This is a genomic window from Pseudomonas sp. ICMP22404 (genome assembly GCF_006227205.1).
Classification (GTDB): Bacteria; Pseudomonadota; Gammaproteobacteria; order Pseudomonadales; family Pseudomonadaceae; genus Aquipseudomonas.
This window is the reverse complement of sequence record NZ_VCNG01000017.1, coordinates 110800-128377: the sequence shown is the minus strand read 5'-3', so window position 1 is coordinate 128377 and position 17578 is coordinate 110800. Positions and strand designations below refer to the sequence as shown.

13 protein-coding genes, 4 tRNA genes and 2 pseudogenes are annotated in these 17578 nt (G+C 59.0%); 8 read left to right on the top strand and 11 right to left on the bottom strand.

Annotation, left to right across the window (positions count from 1 at the left end; all coding sequences use genetic code 11):
* Positions 1 to 27: 27 nt before the first annotated feature.
* From amrS to FGE05_RS24790, 3 genes are all read left to right on the top strand, one after another.
* Entirely contained in the window at positions 28 to 1512 is a 1485-nt protein-coding gene (amrS, locus tag FGE05_RS24800) for an AmmeMemoRadiSam system radical SAM enzyme (protein WP_139649095.1), read from the top strand.
* Complete coding sequence (locus tag FGE05_RS24795) at positions 1509 to 2654, top strand: PLP-dependent aspartate aminotransferase family protein (protein ID WP_139649093.1); 1146 nt, start codon at positions 1509 to 1511, stop codon at positions 2652 to 2654. The genes amrS and FGE05_RS24795 overlap by 4 nt, the downstream gene beginning before the upstream one ends.
* A 64-nt stretch (positions 2655 to 2718) precedes the next feature.
* Positions 2719 to 3987 (top strand): PLP-dependent aminotransferase family protein, encoded by a 1269-nt coding sequence (locus FGE05_RS24790; protein WP_139649091.1) that lies wholly within the window; start codon positions 2719 to 2721, stop codon positions 3985 to 3987.
* Between the two features lie 49 nt (positions 3988 to 4036).
* On the opposite strand, the gene FGE05_RS24785 is transcribed toward FGE05_RS24790, so the two are convergent.
* The 5 genes from FGE05_RS24785 to FGE05_RS24765 form a co-directional block, all read right to left on the bottom strand.
* The gene (locus tag FGE05_RS24785) at positions 4037 to 4669 is read right to left on the bottom strand and encodes a LysE family translocator (protein WP_139649089.1); all 633 of its coding nucleotides are present in this window, start codon (positions 4667 to 4669) and stop codon (positions 4037 to 4039) included.
* Positions 4670 to 4931: 262 nt separating this feature from the next.
* Positions 4932 to 5007 (bottom strand) — tRNA-Gly (locus tag FGE05_RS24780).
* A gap of 3 nt (positions 5008 to 5010) precedes the next feature.
* A tRNA-Glu gene (locus tag FGE05_RS24775) sits at positions 5011 to 5086 on the bottom strand.
* A 105-nt stretch (positions 5087 to 5191) separates the two neighbouring features.
* Positions 5192 to 5267 (bottom strand) — tRNA-Gly (locus tag FGE05_RS24770).
* Positions 5268 to 5269: 2 nt separating this feature from the next.
* Positions 5270 to 5345: transfer RNA gene (locus FGE05_RS24765), tRNA-Glu, on the bottom strand.
* Positions 5346 to 5713: 368 nt separating this feature from the next.
* On the opposite strand from FGE05_RS24765, the gene FGE05_RS24760 reads away from it, so the two are divergent.
* The gene (locus tag FGE05_RS24760) at positions 5714 to 6472 is read left to right on the top strand and encodes a hypothetical protein (protein WP_139649087.1); all 759 of its coding nucleotides are present in this window, start codon (positions 5714 to 5716) and stop codon (positions 6470 to 6472) included.
* A gap of 182 nt (positions 6473 to 6654) precedes the next feature.
* Here the strand turns inward: FGE05_RS24760 and FGE05_RS30505 are convergent.
* The 4 genes and pseudogenes from FGE05_RS30505 to FGE05_RS24745 all read right to left on the bottom strand — a co-directional run.
* Positions 6655 to 7251: pseudogene (locus FGE05_RS30505) on the bottom strand (methyl-accepting chemotaxis protein); the annotation flags it as partial.
* 264 nt (positions 7252 to 7515) lie between these two features.
* A pseudogene (locus tag FGE05_RS30500) lies at positions 7516 to 8580 on the bottom strand (HAMP domain-containing protein); the annotation flags it as partial.
* A gap of 148 nt (positions 8581 to 8728) precedes the next feature.
* Positions 8729 to 10126, bottom strand: a complete 1398-nt coding sequence (locus FGE05_RS24750; RefSeq protein WP_139649083.1) for a PLP-dependent aminotransferase family protein — start codon at positions 10124 to 10126, stop codon at positions 8729 to 8731.
* A 217-nt stretch (positions 10127 to 10343) separates the two neighbouring features.
* Positions 10344 to 11105, bottom strand: a complete 762-nt coding sequence (locus FGE05_RS24745) for an SDR family oxidoreductase (RefSeq protein ID WP_139649081.1) — start codon at positions 11103 to 11105, stop codon at positions 10344 to 10346.
* A gap of 225 nt (positions 11106 to 11330) precedes the next feature.
* Between FGE05_RS24745 and FGE05_RS24740 the strand changes: the two genes are divergently transcribed.
* Complete coding sequence (locus tag FGE05_RS24740; protein WP_024776953.1) at positions 11331 to 12335, top strand: NADP-dependent oxidoreductase; 1005 nt, start codon at positions 11331 to 11333, stop codon at positions 12333 to 12335.
* Between the two features lie 128 nt (positions 12336 to 12463).
* Here FGE05_RS24740 and pyrF read toward each other — a convergent pair whose 3' ends face one another.
* The gene (pyrF, locus tag FGE05_RS24730) at positions 12464 to 13162 is read right to left on the bottom strand and encodes an orotidine-5'-phosphate decarboxylase (RefSeq protein WP_175363785.1); all 699 of its coding nucleotides are present in this window, start codon (positions 13160 to 13162) and stop codon (positions 12464 to 12466) included.
* A 291-nt stretch (positions 13163 to 13453) separates the two neighbouring features.
* Here pyrF and FGE05_RS24725 point away from each other — a divergent pair, with 291 nt between their 5' ends.
* The 3 genes from FGE05_RS24725 to xopAW all read left to right on the top strand — a co-directional run bounded on the left by FGE05_RS24725 (position 13454) and on the right by xopAW (position 16239).
* A complete protein-coding gene (locus FGE05_RS24725) occupies positions 13454 to 14212 on the top strand; it encodes a response regulator (protein WP_139649077.1) in 759 nt (252 codons plus the stop codon).
* On the top strand, positions 14212 to 15273 hold the full coding sequence (locus tag FGE05_RS24720) for a HAMP domain-containing sensor histidine kinase (protein WP_139649075.1): 1062 nt from the start codon (positions 14212 to 14214) through the stop codon (positions 15271 to 15273). The genes FGE05_RS24725 and FGE05_RS24720 overlap by 1 nt, the downstream gene beginning before the upstream one ends.
* 237 nt (positions 15274 to 15510) lie before the next feature.
* Positions 15511 to 16239 (top strand): XopAW family type III secretion system calcium-binding effector, encoded by a 729-nt coding sequence (xopAW, locus tag FGE05_RS24715; RefSeq protein WP_139649073.1) that lies wholly within the window; start codon positions 15511 to 15513, stop codon positions 16237 to 16239.
* Positions 16240 to 16479: 240 nt separating this feature from the next.
* Here xopAW and FGE05_RS24710 read toward each other — a convergent pair whose 3' ends face one another.
* Positions 16480 to 17517 (bottom strand): AI-2E family transporter, encoded by a 1038-nt coding sequence (locus FGE05_RS24710; protein WP_139649071.1) that lies wholly within the window; start codon positions 17515 to 17517, stop codon positions 16480 to 16482.
* Positions 17518 to 17578: the final 61 nt, after the last annotated feature.

Sequence of the window (17578 nt, the reverse complement as noted above, 5' to 3'; positions counted from 1 at the left end):
GCAACTTTCGCAATGAGGAAATGAGAGATGGACACTACAAAAAATAAAAACTGGACCTTGGAAAGCACCCCGGCAAAACTGGAAGAACTACTCCCGGGGGGAGCCGTAAAGTGTCATCTTTCGCCACGCAACTGTGTCATCCAGGAGGGCAAGTTAGGTTTCTGCAAGGTTCGCGGAAATCGAGGCGGCCGACTCGTTACATTGAATTACGGGAAAGGCGTTCACAGCACTGAAGAGACGATCGAAACCGAGGCGGTCTTCCACTTTGCCCCGGGCGAGCGGATTCTTTCCCTGGGCAATATTGGTTGTATGCTCAACTGCGGTTATTGCCATAACTGGAAAACCTCGCAAGCCAAGTATGTAACCGACAAGGATGTGTATTACTACACCCCGGAACAGGTTGTGGAGACCGCGCTCAAGCACGGGATACGCGTCCTCTCCTGGACGTATAACGATCCAGTGGTCTGGCATGAATTCATCCTCGACACGGCAAAACTGGCCAAGGAAGCGGGCCTGATCAACTTGTATAAATCAGCCTTCTTCATCAGTGAAGAAGCCATTGATGAATTGTTGCCGGTCATTGATATTTTCTCGATTTCGCTCAAATCGATTTCCCCCGAATACTATCGGAAAGTCACCACGGGCTGGGTTGAGCCGGTCCTGGCTGGTATCAAGAAAGTCTACGACGCCGGTAAATATGTTGAAGTCAGTACCTTGATGGTGACCGACATCAGCGACGATGAAGACACCGCCAGAAAAATCAGCCAGTGGGTATTGGATGAACTGGGGCCGAACGTGCCCCTGCACTTCGTGAGATTCCACCCCGATTACAAAATGAGCAATAGCGTTCGAACGCCCGTGGACAGGCTCCTGAAGGCTCGGGATGTCGCCCGCAGCATGGGCGTCGAGCATGTCTACCTGGGGAACGTGAATGATGTCGAGGGCACCAATACCAGTTGCAATAACTGCAACGCCCTGCTCGTTACCCGCTACGGCCTGAACGCCGAAATCATCGGACTGGACAGCAAAGGCTGCTGCTCTCAGTGCGGCCATGATGCGCATTTCAAATTGCTGGGCGAATACAAAGCCAATACCCCGGTCGGGATGCAAGAGGACGCGCTGTCTGCTTACGAGAAGCGGAAATTCGAGTGGCACGGGGATATCGTGTCGCTGCACGCCCAGGTGCTGAATACCGAAGACTTCGAACAGACCGTCTACCTGCGGCGCAACTACACCGACGGGCTCAACAGCGATTGGAAATCACTGACATTGCGCCCCCATGAAAGCTATCGATTCATTATCGCCAAGGCCCGAATCGACGAGTCGGGGCCTGAGGTCTGGCTACCCGACGGGGTGAATTCAAACCTTCATGAAGTATTCGACAGGGCTCACTTCCCAACCGAATCGATCGAAGAGATTGGTATTTCGCAAAACGACATTACGCCGACCATTGGCTATGAGGGCAAGCAGAACATGTACGAACAGGTCATCAAAATGGTGACCCAGGCATGAACGTGTCCACGGAAATACTTCATATCAAAGTCGATGATCGAGACGCTCACCCCTCGGTCACACCGATTTATCAATGCAGCGCCTTCAGTGCTGACTCGGCATTCTTCTATTCGAGAAAGGCCAACCCCAATGTGACTGAATTGGAACAGGTGGTCGCGTCCCTTGAAGGGAGCGAATATGCCTTGGCCTACAGCACCGGGATGAGCGCTATCTACATGGTGTTGGAACTGTTGAAACCGGGTGGGTCACTGGTGATCAACAAATATATCTATGGCTGCTCCTACAAGCTGTTCCAGAGATACGCTGCACGCATCGGTGCGCAGCTGACGATCCTGGACCTCACCACAGAAGCCGGCCTGAAAGCGTTGCCACCCAACGTCGACATGGTCATTTTCGAAACACCGACAAATCCTTTCCTGAAAGACATTGATATCCATGAGGTCAGCAAAGCAGTCAAACAAAACAATCCAGACGCCCTGGTGATCGTCGACAACACCTGGGCCACGCCGATCTATCAGAAGCCGCTGAACTTTGGCGCCGATATCTCGCTGTACAGTGCGACGAAATACTTCTCCGGGCATAGCGATGTCATGGGTGGACTGGTGCTCGTCAATGATCAGGCGATCTATAACCGCCTGCTTGAAGGCCGCTTTTATTCAGGCTCGATATTGACCCCCAATAGCGCATGGTTGCTTCGCCGAAGCATGCAGACGTTCAACCTGCGCATGGAGAAACACAGCCATACGACCTTGAGCATGCTCAATTACCTGCGCGAACTGCCCTTTATCGAGCATGTCTATTACCCACGCATCGATGGCAAGCAGCTGACGGGTTATGGCGGCATTGTGTTTGTCGATATCCGGCCCGACCTGGTGCCCTTCTACAAAACCTTCACCAGCGCCCTCAAATGGTTTGGCACAGGCACGGGGATGGCCTGTGTGACCTCGATGGTTGCGCAGCCGTTCAGTGGCAGCCATGCCTCGATGACGGAACAGGAAAAAGCGGACATGGGCATTGAAAAGGGCCTGGTTCGATTGTGCTTTGGCCTGGAAGACCTCGAGGACCTTAAAGAGGACCTGCTGCAGGCATTCGAAGCCATGGAAAACAAGGTTGACCAGGCACGTTCACTCAATCCTGCGTAACGGCTGTCAGTCATGAGCGACGGGCGCCCAAAGCGCTCGTTGCTTTTTTTATGGAGAAGCGAGCGTGTCCAACGCCGTCGAAAATACGCTATTCGAACACCCTATCCTCAACGTCATTCATCTTCTGAATACGATTGCCCAGGAAAACCCAGCGGCTATATCACTGGCTTCCGGGCGACCTGACGACGAGTACTGCGACCCCGCGCTCATCGACAAGGGATTGGCCCGCTATCGACAACACATCGCCAGCACCGAACTCTCACTAACGACACTGCTTTGCCAATATGGAAAAACCTCCGGGATCATCAATGAAATAATCGCCGACTACCTGTACGTAGATGAAGCGATAACAATTTCCAATCCCGAAAATATCGTGGTGTGCATGGGTTTCCAGGAAGCGTGCACTTTGACGCTCTTATCGCTCTTTGAAGGAGGCGGCATTTTACTGGTGCCAGATCCTGTGTTTTCCGGGGTCACAGGCATTGCAAAACTGCTGGGTATAAAGATGCTCCCCGTGCCCATGGTGACTTTTCTCGATCCAACCGCCCTGCGCAGATTGGCTGAAGAGCTTGAGTCCAAAGGGGAAAAAATACGCGCACTGTATGCGATTCCAGACTTTAGCAATCCTACTGCCGACAGCCTGTCCTATCCCGCCAGGGAGGCGATGCTTCGCTTAGCCAATGAACTGAATTTTTTCATCCTGGAAGACACGGCATACCGCTACTTCCGATATGAGGGAGATGAGATTGCATCGATGAGGTCGATGGACAGCCGTCGAGTATTCCTGCTCGGCTCGTTTTCCAAATCGATTTTCCCGGGCTTGCGCATGGGCTACGTAGTCGCTCCGGAAGGCGCAGGAGTCATGCCCTTCAGCGCCAGGTTGTGCAAAGCCAAAAGTTTGATCACGGTCAACACTCCAGCCCTGTGCCAAGCGGTCGTCGGCGGTTTGCTGATCGAAAACAATTACTCGCTGAAGAGTCTGAACCAACCCAGAGTGCTGTCTTACACACAGAAGAGGAAGCACATGCTTGAATGCCTTGAGCGTGCCTTCCCCTCCAAAGGCGATTCCCAACCAACCGTCACCTGGAATCATCCGGCGGGCGGCTTCTTCATCAATGTGCACCTGCCTTTTGTCTTCGGACAGGCTGAGATGAACGAATGCGCCAGGGACTTCAGGGTCATTGTATTCCCCACGTCCCTGTTCTCAGTGACGAACGAAGCGGTCAATCAAGTCAGGCTGTCGTTCAGTAATGCCACAGCCACACAAACCACACAGGCGATAGGTCGTTTCAAAACCTACGTTGAGTCCAGGCTGGGGAAAGTCCCCTCCTGACTGAAGGGGACTGAGACATCGGCATCATTCACCGAATGGGGAAACCTTCTCAAACTCCCGTGGCCAGCATCACGCCGGTTGCCACTTGGTACGCCCCTAACAGACTGATGGTTGCCCCGGAAAAGTAGTTGATCAATTTAATTTTTGATTGAGCGATCCTGGCCTTGAAGATGGAGGAGAAGCCGCTCAGTCCTAACCACCAGACGGCCGAGCCCAGGAATATGCCGGTCACCATGGGCAGCACTGAGTGCTGACTGCCTTGTTCGCTGGCCATGCCATCGCTCAGGGCGGCAAATATCGCGATAAACGATAAAATGGTCATGGGGTTCGACAAGGTCAGGAACAGCGTGGTCGAGTAAGCCTTGAACATGTTGGCACGCTCGCCCCTCATGGCGGTCGCATTGCTGTTCGAGCGTATTGTCTGGTAACCAATGTAAGCGAGGAACAGCCCTCCCAGAATACATAACCAGGGCTTGAAGCTGATGAGCGTCGCGATGATAGCGGTGATCCCCAACGCCCCTATGAATCCATAGATCGAATCGGCGGTGGCCGCCCCCAACCCTGTCGCAAAACCGGCTCTCCAGCCAAGCATGAGACTCCTTTGTATACACAACAGCCCGATGGGCCCCACAGGGGCCGCAATACAAAGCCCAATGACCATCGATTTAACGAAAATCAACATAGATGCACCTCCAGAATCGGTACTGGAAGGTTAGGAGAACGGCATTTTTTTAGAAATTAATTATTAATTTTCCTACGTGCTTTTCCGGTAATTTTGCATGTAGTTCGCCAAACCTCCCTTCATTATTAAGGTGATAAGGCCAACGCCCTAAAACACATGCAAATTGTTCGTCTAAAGCACCTGGGCCGGTCCGGCGCCGATTGAAATGGCTTTTTCACAGGCATAAAAAAACGCCGCTCAATGAGCGGCGTTTTTTTGAATTTGGAGCGGGAAACGAGACTCGAACTCGCGACCCCGACCTTGGCAAGGTCGTGCTCTACCAACTGAGCTATTCCCGCAAATGGCGTCCCCTAGGGGACTCGAACCCCTGTTACCGCCGTGAAAGGGCGGTGTCCTAGGCCACTAGACGAAGGGGACACGCTGCCCGGAACACATGGTGTGTGTTCCAGTGCCCAGATCCGAACCCGAAGGTATCGTTTCTGGTTTCACTCAACCCTGCTCGAAAGCAGGATTGTTTAAAATTGGAGCGGGAAACGAGACTCGAACTCGCGACCCCGACCTTGGCAAGGTCGTGCTCTACCAACTGAGCTATTCCCGCATTGGCGTCCCCTAGGGGACTCGAACCCCTGTTACCGCCGTGAAAGGGCGGTGTCCTAGGCCACTAGACGAAGGGGACACACGTACAACATTCACTGCTTATGGCGCTTGGCTGAGTGCTTTACGCTGTAAGTGGCGCGCATTCTATGGATGGATTGAGGGGTCGTCAACCCCCAGATATAAATTTATTTAAATCAATGACTTCGACCGGTTTGAGGAGCGATTCGCAGATTTTGCCTGTCCAGTCTCTGACGCCTATATTCTGTCGCCCGCCAAGACGTTATAGTCGCGCCCGGCAAATAGTGGCAATGTGCATCTACGCTACCGTGCCCCTGGTAAGCAGCACGCCCGTCTAATCTCGTCGCTCGGGCCTATGCGCTTAAAAGCCTAGCCACTACACTGATCCATGCGAACCCTATTAAAGAGGTCTTACCGGTGACACCACTCATGATCACCCTGCTCGTCGTAGCCGGGATCGCATTGTTGATCGCCATTGGCTATATGAACCATGTGGCGGAAAACAACAAGCTGGAAAAGGCCCGTACCAAGATCGAGCTCAACGACCGGCTGCGTCGTTGCGGCGAGCTCACCGAAACCTTCCCCGGCCAGTTGATGACTCCGTCCCTGAAGCTGCTGATCACCCGCCTTGAGATTAACGTCTGCCAGCGCTTGCTGGGCATGGAGAAGACCAATGCGGCGGTGAAGGCGCGCCTGGACGAACTGAACGCCCTGGCGGCCCAGGGCGAATCGATCCCGGTGAACAATCCTCCGGCACCGATCCAGACCGAAGCCAAGGCCAAGGACGTGCGGTTCCTGCTCGAGGCCTTGCACGGCCAGATCACCCGCGCCGCCCAGGACGGGTTCCTGCCGCCCAACGAAGCCAAGCGCTGGATCCGCGAAGTCCGGCACATTCTGGTGCTGCTGCACATCGAGTTCTTCAACAACCTCGGCCAACAGGCCCTGCAGCAGGAGCAACCTGGGCAGGCTCGCCTGGCATTTGAACGTGGCGTGCAATACCTGCGTAAACAGCAGGAACCACAGCTCTACGCCGAGCAGCTGGCTTACCTCGAGAAACTCCTGGCCCGCGTCAATGCCATGGTCCTGGCCAGCACCAAGGCGGCCGAAGGTGAAGTCAATCAGCTGACCGAAGGTTTGAAGGAAGACGAAATCAACGATGAGTGGAAGAAGAAAAAGGTTTACGACTGAGGCCAAGTCGAACCTTATTGTGGCGAGGGGATTTATCCCCGCAGGGCTGCGAAGCAGCCCTACGTTATTAACTGATACACCGAGTGTTCAGGTTTTTGGGGCCGCTTCGCGGCCCAGCGGGGCGATGCGACATTTCGATAAATCCCCTCGTCGCCACAGGTTATGGTCTCAAGCTGCCTACGTCACAACCTGAAATGCCCCACCATCCCCTTCAGCTCGACACCTAACTGCGCCAGTTCAATGCTGGACGCGGCGTTGCCTTGCATCGCCAGGGAGGACTGATCGGCACTGGCGCGGATGCTGGTAACGCTGCGGTTGATTTCTTCGGCGACCGAGCTCTGCTGTTCAGCTGCGGCAGCGATCTGCTGGTTCATCTGCTGGATCAACGACACGGCTGCCGCAATGCTGCCCAAGGCACTTTCAGTCTGCAGGGCATCGCTGACCGCCATCTTCACCAGTTCGCCGCTGCTCTGGATCTGCTGCACGGACGTCTGGGCGGCCGAACGCAAGGCGCTCACCAACCGCTCGATTTCCTCGGTCGATTGTTGTGTGCGCTTGGCCAGGGCCCGCACCTCATCGGCCACCACCGCAAACCCCCTGCCCTGCTCACCGGCACGAGCCGCCTCGATGGCGGCATTGAGCGCCAGCAGGTTGGTTTGCTCGGCAACGCTCTTGATCACGCTCAATACCGTGCCGATGTTCTGGATCTCGGCGCTGAGGCTTTCGATGCTGGAACTGGCCGACGTGGCCGAGTCGGCCAGTTGCTCGATACGCACCATGCTCTGACGCACCACCTGTTGACCGCTTTCGACTTTGTCGTCGGCGGTCTGGGCCGCCTGGGCCGCTTCTTCGGCATTGCGCGCCACATCGTGCACGGTGGCGGTCATCTGGTTCATGGCCGTGGCAACCTGCTCGGTTTCCTCTTTCTGGCTGCTGACTTCCAGGTTGGTCTGTTCGGTCACGGCCGACAAGGATTGGGCGGAGTTGGCCAGCTGCTCGATCCCGGACTGCAACCCACTGACGATACTGCTCAGTCCCGCTCCCATCTGCTGCATGGCCAGCATCAACTGCCCTATTTCATCCCGGCGCGTCACGTCGACCGTTGCAGTCAAGTCCCCTCCGGCAATTTGCTGGGCGACACGAATGACGCTGCGCAACGGTGCCACGATCAGTCGGGTAATGACCCAGGCCGCAATCAACCCCACCAGCAACGCCAGGGCCGACGAACCGATGATCAACAACGAGTTCTTTTTCAACTCGGCCTGCATGGCCTGGTCTTCGGCGGCATAGGCCTGGTCAACCCGCTCCACCACCTGGGCAGCCCGTTCGCGCAGTTGCCCGGAGATGACCTTCTCCTGGGCCAGCAGACCGGTGTATTCGGCAAGCTTCTCGCTGAATCCAGCGATGTGCCCGGCCACTTCGTTGATGACGGTCTGGTAGCCCGGATCCTTGATCGCGGTCTTGAGGATTTCGGCCTGCTTCATGGCCTGCTCGGCCTGTTCGATCTGGCCCTGCCCGGCGTCCTCGCTGCCCTTGCGGGTCTGATCGAGGCGCACCCGCGCCTCATTCATGGCCACCAGCATCAACCGCGACACCTCGCTGACCTGGTTGGCTTGTTCGACGAACTCGGCGCCCTCCTTGCCCTGGGTGTCTTTCAACGTGTAGGTGCCATCATCCGCCAACCCCGCCCGCAACACATCGAGGTTATTGGCGACGCTGGACACCGACCAACTGGCCATATCCAGCGCCAGGTCCTTGCTCTGGCTCAATCCGACGAACTCGTCGAACGCCTTGCGATACGCCACAAGGGCCTGCTCCACATCGTTCATCACCGGCACATTGGCAGCCGACTGCGCCTTGAGTTCGTTTGCCTTGGCAATCAAGCTGTCGACGCCCTGGTGCAGGGCATCGACCGTCTTGGGATCGGAGCGCAATGCATAGTCCCGTTCAAGCAGCCGGACCTTGAGCAACTCGCTACTGAGCGAGGACATCTGCTTCAAGCCATCGAAGCGTTGACTGATGGTTTGCAAGGACCAGACGCCGATGGCCGCCACGACAGCCGTGAGCAGCAGCACCACGACAAACCCGATCCCCAACTTCTTTGCCATACCCAGGTTGGCAAAACGTCTCTGCACGGCCGAAATCATTGCGCTCAGTCCTCTGCCAGTGTGTGTAATCGCAGATTCGCAACGAGACACCCCATCGCACAAGATGCTGGCGTCGGAATAATGGCAAAAAGCTACGGCCTCGTCGTTTTCAGAACGCTTGAGGTCGATCCAGACCCGTGGCCCGGAAGAACGCCAGCGCTCTGGAATCCCGGGCATAGGCTACGTTGATCCGTAGCCAGTCACTGTCGACACCCGAAGGGCTGAACGCCGTACGCGAAGACAGTAGCACGCCGAACCGCTTGGCCAGGCGCTGTAATCCAGCGTAGTCGCACATGGGCGGACGTGCCCAGATGAACAGCCCGCCGGCCGGCTTGCCGAAGACCGTCCAGTCGGCGTCTTCCAGTACCTGGAGCACCGCCGCCATATCGGTCCCCAGGCGTTGCCGCTGGCGCTGGACCAGCTTGCGATAGGCGCCGTTGGCCAACAGGCCGGCGACAACCGATTCACAGAACCGCGAACCGCCCATGCTGGTGACCTCCTTGACCTTGCTCAACCGCTCGATGATCGCAGCTCCGGCCACCACGAACCCGACCCGCAAGGAACTGCTCAAGGTTTTCGAGAAGCTGCCCACGTAAAGAACGTCGGCATCCAACGCTGCCAGCCGGGTCCGCGTCGTGCTCTGGAAGTCGGCATAGACGTCGTCTTCGATGACCAGCACGGCGTGCTTGCGGGTCAATTGCAGCAGCCGCTGGGCCACGGCCGGCGCCAGGCAACTGCCGGTTGGGTTGTGACACGCGCTGTTGATGAACAAGGCGCTGGGCCGATGAGTCGCCAACAACGCTTGCAACGCATCGACATCCGGGCCCCGTGGTGTCCTGGGTAACTCGATCATGTCGATCCCGTGGAGCCTGAGCAGCTCGAACAGCTTCGAATAGCCGGGACTTTCCACCACGACGCAACACCCCGGCCGCAACAATGTGCGCACGATCAGGTCCAGGCCGTGGGTCGCCCCCGTCGTCGTCAGGATGAGGTTTTCATCTACATTGATGTTGAGCTGCTTCAGCCGCCTGGACAGTTGTTCACGCAGAGCAGGCAATCCCTGCGGCGTGCTGTAGTTGAACAGCCCCGCCATGTCGGTGCGGGAGACCTGGCGAATCGCATAGGCCAGGTCATCGCTTTCACGCCAACGTTCGGGCAATCCGCCACTGCCCAACTTGAGTTCCCACTGCACATTGTCGGCTGAATCGACCCGAACACCCTGCACGTCGTCCAGCACACCCTTGTCGAAAGGCTCTGGCCTGATCGAAGAAGGTGATGCGACAAAAAAGCCCGAGCCATGACGGGAGGACAATATCCCTTGGGCAACCAGGCGTTCACACGCTTCATTGACGCTGGACTGGCTGAGCAGATTCTCCCGCGCCAATTGACGGATGGAGGGCAGACGAGTCCCCGGTTGCACCTCAGCCTGTCGAATCCAGCCGGCCAGCGCGTCGACGATTTGCTGCACGACAGGCACCAGGGCCTGCCGGTCGATTCTCAACTCCATGAGTAACCAAGCTCCTAAGCGATTGTTTTATTTCCAGAAACAGTCGGTTTCCCGATGGAAGTTAAGCACAGGGTGTCGCCGGACGATGTACGACAACGTCGCCAAAAGGGTCGATTCTCATGCCTTGAAACACATTGATGGGCAGGTCTAGGGAATTTCCGGCCGCCCAAGAAAAAGCCCGCAGCAAGCGCGGGCTTTTTCCTACAACCCACCGCCTTCAGAAAGCCGTGACACCGCCGTCCACCGCCAGCGAATGGCCAGTGGTGAACGCTGCGCCATCGCTGCACAAATACAGCACGGCGCTGGCGATTTCCTCGACCTTGCCGATACGTCCTACCGGGTGCATGGCGTTGGCGAATTCGCCCTTCTTCGGGTCAGACTCATAGGCACGGCGGAACATGTCGGTATCGATCACTGCCGGGCAGACCGCGTTCACACGGATCTTCTTCTTGGCGTATTCGATGGCGGCCGATTTGGTCAGGCCGATCACGGCATGCTTGGAGGCCGCGTAGATGCTCATTTTCGGCGCCGCGCCCAGGCCAGCCACCGAAGCGGTATTGACGATGGCACCGCCACCCTGGGCCAGCAACAGCGGCAACTGGTATTTCATGCACAGCCAGACGCCCTTCACATTGACGCCCATGATCGCGTCGTACTCATCGAGGGTGCCGTCGGCCAGCTTGCCCTTCTCGATCTCGATCCCGGCGTTGTTGAAGGCATAATCGAGACGACCGTAGGTGCTGATCACTTCGTTCATCAGGTTCTGCACGTCGCTTTCCAGTGTCACGTCGCAGCGTACGAACACCGCTTCGCCGCCGGCTTCGCGAATCAACTGCACCGTGCCCTCGCCACCCGCCACGTCCAGGTCGGCCACTACGACTTTCAGGCCCTCTGTGGCGAACGCACGGGCGGTGGCGCGGCCAATGCCCGCGGCGGCACCGGTGACTACGGCGACTTGTCCGGAAAACGTCATGCTCATGATCAGTTCCTTGAAGGATGCAGGGTGGCGCCAGTGTAGCCACAGCCATGCATGGCGCAGCAGCACTATCCAGGTGCCGGTTAGGCATGCATGGACACCAGTGATAACAGCCCCGGCGGTATTATCACCGGGTTGTATCGGTCTGCATTCGCTACCCCGGCAAACCTTGCGACAAGCGCTTCGAAGGGCTATCAACAAAGCTTCATTTCATCTCGAGTACCCACCATGACTGCCCAGACCAATCGCCAGTTCCTGCTCGCCAAACGCCCGGTGGGCGCCGCGACCCGCGAGACTTTCACTTATCAGCAAGTACCGGTCGGCGAACCGGCGGCCGGTCAGATCCTGGTGAAGAACGAGTACCTGTCCCTGGACCCGGCCATGCGCGGCTGGATGAACGAGGGCAAGTCCTATATCGCGCCGGTGGGCATCGGTGAAGTGATGCGCGCGTTGGGCGTGGGCCAGGTGATTGCCTCGAACAACCCAGGCTTTGCGGTCGGGGACTACGTCAATGGTGCACTGGGCGTGCAGGATTATTTCCTCGGCGAGCCAAGGGGTTTCTACAAGGTCGATCCGAAACTCGCGCCGTTGCCCCGTTACTTGTCCGCCTTGGGCATGACGGGCATGACCGCTTACTTTGCGCTGCTGGACGTCGGCGCCCCCAAGGCCGGTGAGACCGTGGTGCTATCGGGTGCCGCCGGTGCGGTGGGCAGCATCGCCGGGCAGATTGCCAAGATCAAAGGCTGTCGCGTGGTGGGCATTGCCGGTGGGGCCGACAAATGCAAGTTCCTGATCGATGAACTGGGCTTCGACGGTGCCATCGATTACAAGAGCGAAGACGTTCAGGCGGGCCTGAAACGCGAATGCCCCAAAGGCGTCGATGTGTATTTCGACAACGTCGGCGGTGACATCCTGGATGCTGTGCTCAGCCGCTTGAACCTCAAGGCCCGCGTGGTGATTTGTGGCGCCATCAGCCAATACAACAACAAGGAAGCGGTGAAGGGCCCCGCCAACTACCTGTCTCTGCTGGTGAACCGGGCGCGCATGGAAGGCTTCGTGGTCATGGACTACGCCGCCCAGTTCGCCGCCGCCGGCCAGGAAATGGCTGGCTGGATGGCCAAGGGGCAGCTCAAGAGCAAGGAAGACATTGTCGAAGGGCTGGAGACATTTCCCGAGACGCTGACCAAATTGTTCAGCGGGGAGAACTTCGGGAAACTCGTCCTCAAGGTCTGACCGGTCACGATCCAAAAACCTGTGGGAGCGAGCCTGCTCGCGATAGCGGTCTGTCAGTTGACGGGGATGTCGACTGACACGGCCTCATCGCGATCAGGCACGCTCCCACATTGGTTTTCAGTGCGGGATCAGGCCAGTTCGGCCACGACCGCCGCCAGGGCCTTGGCCGGATCCGCCGCCTGGCTGATCGGACGGCCGATCACCAGATAATCGGAGCCTGCATCCAGCGCCTGGCGCGGGGTCAGGATACGGCGTTGATCGTCTTGGGCGCTGCCCGCCGGACGGATACCCGGGGTGACCAATTGCAGCGACGGGTGCGCCGTTTTCAAGGCACTGGCTTCCAAGGCCGAGCAGACCAGGCCGTCCATACCAGCCTTCTCGGCCAGCGCCGCCAGGCGCAACACCTGCTCCTGAGGCTCGATGTCCAGGCCGATCCCCGCCAGGTCCTCACGCTCCATGCTGGTCAGCACGGTCACGCCGATCAACAACGGTTTCGGGCCACTGCGCTGATCCAGCACTTCACGGCAGGCCGCCATCATGCGCAGGCCACCGGAGCAGTGCACATTGACCATCCACACGCCCATCTCCGCGGCAGCCTTGACGGCCATGGCGGTGGTGTTGGGGATATCGTGGAATTTCAGGTCGAGGAACACTTCGAACCCCTTGTCACGCAGGGTGCCGACGATCTCCGACGCGCAGCTGGTGAACAGTTCCTTGCCGACTTTGACCCGGCAAAGCTTGGGGTCCAACTGGTCGGCCAGCTTCAGGGCGGCGTCACGGGTAGGGAAATCCAGGGCGACGATGATAGGCGTCTGGCAGGCGGACATGAGCGGGCTCTCAGGCAAGTCGAAATCGGCGCGCATTGTAGCGGAACCAGCGCCCGTGCGGGACCCGATGATCGGTAAATCATCATCGCGCCCTGGTGAGCATGGACAATTGTGCCTTTTGTGTCCAAGCCGATACATTCAAGACATCCGGGCAATACGCCAGCCCATTACCGTCCGCCGCCGCACCCCGTCCTTCCAGCCCTTCACGCCCTACGGCCTGAAGCCTATGCTGGAGCCACAACCTCGCCGCCTTCTTTGCCGTTGGCAGCTTACCTGGCAGATGATGCACCCATGCAGAACACCCCTGTTGCAAAGGCTGGCGGCCAACTGGCCTCAGGCGATGACAAGCGCTGGAGCATCCGCGCGCTGATCGTCGATGACGATGTGCCAATCCGCGAACTGCTGATCGATTACCTGGCCCGCTTCAACATTCGCGCCAGCGGCGTCACCGATGGCGCGGGCATGCGCCACGCCATGCAGACCGAGCATTTCGATGTGGTCGTGCTCGACCTGATGCTGCCGGGGGAAGACGGCTTGCAGTTATGTCGCTGGTTGCGCGCCGAATCGGATATTCCGATCCTGATGCTCACCGCCCGCTGCGAACCCACCGACCGTATCATCGGCCTGGAATTGGGCGCCGACGACTACATGGCCAAACCATTCGAGCCCAGGGAACTGGTGGCGCGGATCCAGACGATCCTGCGCCGGGTGCGCGACGACCGCACCGAGCAACGCGCCAACATCCGCTTCGACAACTGGCGGCTCAACAGCGTGCTGCGCCAGCTGATCTCCGCCGACGGGCTGGTCGTGCCATTGTCCAATGCCGAGTTCCGGCTGCTGTGGGTCTTCATCGAACGACCGCGTCGGGTGCTCAGCCGCGAACAACTGCTGGACGCCGCCCGTGGACGCTCCATCGAGGCGTTCGACCGCAGCATCGACCTGCTGGTCTCGCGCCTGCGCCAGAAACTGGGCGACGACCCCAAGGCCCCGCAGTTGATCAAGACCGTGCGTGGCGAGGGCTACCTGTTCGACGCGCGGGACATCGGCTGATGCGATTGCGCCTCGACTCCCTGTTCGGCCGCCTGTTTGGCGTGCTGCTATTGGCGATCGTCCTGGCCCATCTATTGGCCTTTGCCTGGTTCATCCACTACGACCAGCCGCCACCTCCCGGCCCACCTCCGGAGTTTTCCCGACACGGTGACGGACCACCACCCTTTGTGTCCTCCCCTTTCGCTCCGCCGCCCGAGCCCCGGCCCCGCCCCTGGTTCGGTGGCCCCGTGGTGCCGCTGACGTTCCAGTTCATATGTCTGATCATCGCGGCCTGGTACGGCGCCAAACTCCTGACCCGGCCAATCCAGCGTCTGAGCGATGCCGCCGAACGCCTGAGCGAGGACCTCGACAGCCCACCGCTGGACGAAACCGGCCCGCGGGAGGCCCGACAGGCGGCCCATACGTTCAACCTGATGCAAAAGCGTATTCGTGAGCAGGTTCAGCAGCGCTCACGCATGCTCGGGGCGGTGTCCCACGACCTGCGTACCCCACTGTCACGGCTGAAACTGCGCCTGGAACAGATCGACGACATCAAGCTGCAAGGCCAGATGCGCCAGGACCTGGACGACATGATCGGCATGCTCGACGCCACCCTGACCTACCTGCACGAACAGCGCACCAGCGAAGCGCTGCAATGGATGGACGTGCAGGCCCTTGTGGAATCCCTGAGCGAAAACGCCCAGGACCAGGGCGCCGACGTGCAATTCAGTGGTTCCTGCGCGCCCTTGCAGGTGCAACCCATGGCGCTGCGCTCGTGCCTCAACAACCTCATGGACAATGCCTTGCGCTACGCCGGGCACGCGTCGATTGCCCTGGAGGACCAGGGCTTGCAGGTACTGATCCGGGTCATCGACCATGGCCCGGGAATCGCCGAGGACAAACGCGAGGCGGTGTTCGAGCCGTTCTATCGCCTGGAAGGCTCACGCAACCGCAACTCCGGCGGCGTCGGCCTGGGCATGACCATCGCCCGGGAAGCCGCGGAACGCCTGGGCGGGCAACTGAGCCTGGAAGAAACGCCGGGCGGCGGGCTGACCGCTGTCATTCGCCTGCCTCGCGCTTGAGTCCCTGTGTGCCAAGCCACCTGTGGGAGCGAGCCTGCTCGCGATAGCGGTAAGTCAGCCAATGAATGGATAGCTGATCAACCGCAATCGCGAGCAGGCTCGCTCCCACAGGGGCCCCGGATGAGCCAGGGTTTTGTACTGCCCCCGGTACAAACCCCACATACCCACGACAACTGCCCCGCCGAGGCTGCATAAGCCGGTGCACCCACCGGCTATTTCACCCCAAGGAGAGTGCCCATGATCGGCAGCGTCAGCAGTAGCAGCTACTCGACGTACACCAGCCTCAACAGTACCGCGACCCACAATGCCCGCGGCCAACAGTTCCAAAAGGAACTGCTCGGCAAGCTCGACAGCAACGGCAATGGCTCGGTCGACCAGGATGAACTGAGCACGGCCCTGTCGCAGAAGAGTGACAACGGCATCCTAGTCAGCCTGAGCGACAATTTCGCTGACCTGGACAGTGACAGCAGCGGTGACCTGAGCGCCGATGAAATGGCCGCAATGGCCCCGCCGCCACCGCCTCCAGGTGACCGGCCGCCAAACACCGAGTTGGCCGATGCGCTGCTCAGCGTCCTGGACGCAGACGGCGACGGTTCAGTCAGCAGCGACGAGTTGAGCAACAGCCTTTCCAGCGCCGGCAGCAGCGCCGACAGCACGCAAGTGTTCTCGGCACTGGACAAGAACGAGGACGGTACCGTCAGCCTCGACGAACTCGACGCCAGCCTCGCACCGTCACCGCCGCCGCCACAACAGGCCTCCAGTGAAGGGCTGTTCAGCCAACTCGACAGCGATGGTGACGACAGCGCCACCGCCAGCGAACTGACCAGCGTCTTGCAATCCAGCGACAGCTCCACCACTCAATCCAGCGTCAGCGAAGCGCTGAACAGGATGATCGCCAACCTCAGTCGGCAGTATTCGCTGGATGACGTGGCGAGCGTGGGGAAACATCTGAACCTGGCGACCTGATGCCCTAAGAGCCTGGACTCACAAGCGCCAGGCTCATTGATCAGTCCCACTTGTGGCGAGGGGATTTATCCCCGCTGGGCTGCGTAGCAGCCCCAAACTGCCTACATAGAAGCAATCTGAATACCGAGGCGCCAGCTTTTTAGGGCTGCTGCGCAGCCCAACGGGGATAAATCCCCTCGCCACAGATAAATCCCTCCACCACAAATAAATCTTTCACCACACTTAATTACCCATACCGAATCACCGCGCCTGGCTCTTGCTCCAATCCGTCAGCAGGCTGTACGCCACCGCCAGCAGCGTGGGGCCGATGAACAGGCCGATGAAGCCGAAAGCGATCAATCCACCGAACACCCCCAGCAACACAATGACCAATGGCAGGTTTCCACCACGGCTGATCAAGTAGGGTTTGAGCACGTTGTCCACGCCGCTGATGATGAACATGCCCCAGATGCCGAGGAATATCGCCATCCCATATTCGCCCTTCCACACCAGCCAGGCCGTTGCGGGGATCCAGACCAGCGGCGGTCCCATGGGAATCAGGCTGAGCAGGAAGGTGGCGATGCCCAGTACCAACGCACCCGGCACTCCGGCGATCAGGAAGCCGATCAGTGCCAGCAGGGCCTGGGCGGCGGCGGTGCCGATCACGCCGTTGACTACCCGTTGCACGGTACCGGCCACCAGTTCGATGTAGTAACCGGCACGGTCGCCGATCAGGCGTTCGAGCAGGCCGTGGACAAACGCCGCCAGGCGCGGGCCGTCGCGATAGAAAAAGAACACGAACACGATGCTCAGGGTCAGCTCGAGCATGCCGCCACCAATCTGCTTGCTGCGGGCCAGCAGCCAGTTGCCGACCTGCCCCAGATACGGCTTGATGGAAACCATCATCGCCGCCCCCTGCTGGTCGACGCTGTTCCAGATAGCGACGAGCCGCCCACCCACCAGCGGCAAGCCACCCAGCCAGGCCGGGGCATCGGGCAGGCCATCGACCTGCACGTCCCTGATGAACGCCGTGGCATCGCGTACATGATCGGCCAGGTTGAAACCCAACCACACCAGAGGCACCGCCACCAGCAACATCCAGCCCACCGTCAGCATCGCCGCCGCGAGGGATTCGCGACCATTGACCCAGCGGGTCAGCAGCCGCATCAGCGGCCAACTGGCGAAGGCCAGTACCGCCCCCCAGAACAGCGCCGACCAGAACGGAGCCATGACCCACAGGCTTGCGCCAAACAACACCAGGAGCAGGATCTGCACCAACAGCCGATCGTTATTGAGCATGAAAAGTCTCGAAGAATGAACAGGACCGGGGCAGCGGCGCAACGCCTGCCGCCCGGCACAG